The 2,127-nt window shown below is 65.2% G+C and carries 2 protein-coding genes; both read right to left on the reverse strand.

Annotated features, from left to right (window positions below; translation table 11 throughout):
* Window positions 1–339 (reverse strand): response regulator (locus tag WBB85_RS13800; RefSeq protein ID WP_432639184.1); only part of this gene is annotated, 339 nt, incomplete at its 3' end.
* Entirely contained in the window at window positions 314–1,876 is a 1,563-nt protein-coding gene (locus tag WBB85_RS13805; protein WP_432639185.1) for a DUF4153 domain-containing protein, read from the reverse strand. The genes WBB85_RS13805 and WBB85_RS13800, both read right to left, overlap by 26 nt.
* Window positions 1,877–2,127 lie beyond the last annotated feature (251 nt).

The following is a 2,127-nucleotide window of genomic DNA, read 5'->3' on the forward strand; positions in this document are numbered from 1 at the left end:
GATACGGGCCACGACCTCACGCGGTGAGAAGGGTTTGGTGACATAATCGTCCGCCCCCAGTTCCAGCCCGAGGATGCGGTCGATCTCATCATCCCGCGCGGTCAGGAAGAGGATCGGCACCTGCGAGGTGGCGCGCAGGCGGCGGCAGACCTCCAGCCCGTCCATTTCCGGCAGGCCGATATCAAGCACGATCAGATCGGGCCGGGCACTTGCCGCCGAGGCGAGCGCGGCCCGCCCGTCCGAGGCCGCCAGCGTGGTGAAGCCCGCCCGCTCCAGCGCGATGCGCAGAACCTCGCGGATCTGCGGGTCGTCATCAGTGACGAGGATTTTCGCCTGCATCCGGTCTCAAACCTGTTTCTTTACGTTCTGCAAGGTAGCGCCGGATGCGCCAGGACCGGAACCCCCAATCGCGCCAGCCCGCGATCACTGGCCCCTCGGCGATCGTATGGCCCGCGCAATAGTGCGGCCAATCCGGCGGTTCGGCGATACGAAGGGCGGCAGCGGCATCGGGTCCGAGGTCACAGACATAGTGATAATCCACCTCATCCTCGCTCTGGGCGAGGTTATGGGTGGCGATGAGATGGGCGAAATTGACGAATGCGCAGGCATAGAGCGTGGCGAGGGTAAGGCCCGTATTGACCGCGATCAGCCAGCCATTCGACCGTGTTCCGGCAATTTGCCAGACCACGCTCACCAGCCCGGCCGCCACAAGTCCCATCCAGACCGCCGCATAGGCGCGCAGATAGGTCAGCCCATAGCTGTCGACATAAAGGTCGAGCCGGTAGAGCGATGAGATCACCAGAAGCACGTTCTGTGCGATCCACAGCATCAGGAGTGCCCTGAGGCTGCGATTGGTGGTTGCGAAGGGGCGGCAGGCCAGCGCGAAGGCCCCGGCCAGAAGGGCGGTCGCCACCAGCGGATAAGCGCCACGATGGGCGTATTCGGCATAGGTCATGCCATCGGGCAAAGCAGTGCCGGACCAGAGGTACCGCAGATCGAGACCCGTCTGGGCCGCGAAGATCAGGTTGAAAAGGATCAGCGAGCGGAGGACGGAGGCGGGGTTAAAAAAGGCCCGGACTTCGGATGAGAGCGCCGGGGTTGGGCGGGTGCGCGGGGCCGCGGGGCGCTCAAGTCGGGTGCGCAGGCGGTCGGCGGTCAGAAGCGGCCAGAGGGGCAGGGCAATCAGCGCCCAGAAGAGCGGCCGCAGGCTTCCGAGGAGCGTTTCAGCCAGCCAGTCGCCGCCCTCGATGCTCCAGCGTTCCGCGACCGGGTTGGCCGAGACAAGGAGCATGATGAAGACAAACCCGACACTCAGTGGCACCGCCCAGTCCCGGGCCAAACCCTGCCAGCGGGGCAGGGTGGCGGGCGATGCCGCGATATCCGCAACCTCAGTCACTGCCGAGCCGGGCAGGTGACGGACCAGCCGCGCGGTGAGGGCGGGCAGGCGGGCGAGAGGTGTGTGGCCGCCCAGCAAAATCAGGGTGGCGATGCCGAGGCTTCCGCCGATGAGGAAGAGAAGCGAGAGGGCCTGCACGGTTTCGATCACTGGCAGCGCGGACATCAGGAAGGCACCGACAAGCAGGGCAAGTGCGCGGGGGGCAAAACGATGCGGTGCGAGGGTGAGAATCACCGACAGGCAGGAACCGGCGAAGATCGGCAGCGAGAGACCGGCGGCATATCCCCAGAACAGCCAGTCGGCGAGGATGACGAGGACCAGAAGCAGCCCCCATGCGGCCTGGCTGCGATGTGTTTTTGTCGGTTCGTTGCGGGTCGGGTGGCCGGTGGGGGCGGGCGCCTCGCCGTCTGACGCTGCTGCAAGCCACCAGCCATCATGTTGCAGCGATCTGGGCAAGCCCCTGAGCACGAGGTCTGGCATGGCGGATCGTCCTTCTGTCCCGTTTTATCGTTGTCGGACAGGCTAGGCGGGGGCCCGTGCAGGCTTGCTCACGTCTTTCAGCAGAAATTGTGCAGATTACCCGGGTTTTGGGAAATTTCCGGGGATGCTGAAAACCCGCCGATGCCCGCTTGACGGGGCCGCGTGGGATGCCTATTACGCATCCCACGCTCGGGCGGCGATCCGGGCTGGTGGAGTTGCGGTTGTAGCTCAGTTGGTTAGAGTACCGGCCT

This window comes from Albidovulum sp. (assembly GCF_049646345.1).
In the GTDB taxonomy this organism is placed as follows: domain Bacteria; phylum Pseudomonadota; class Alphaproteobacteria; order Rhodobacterales; family Rhodobacteraceae; genus Albidovulum.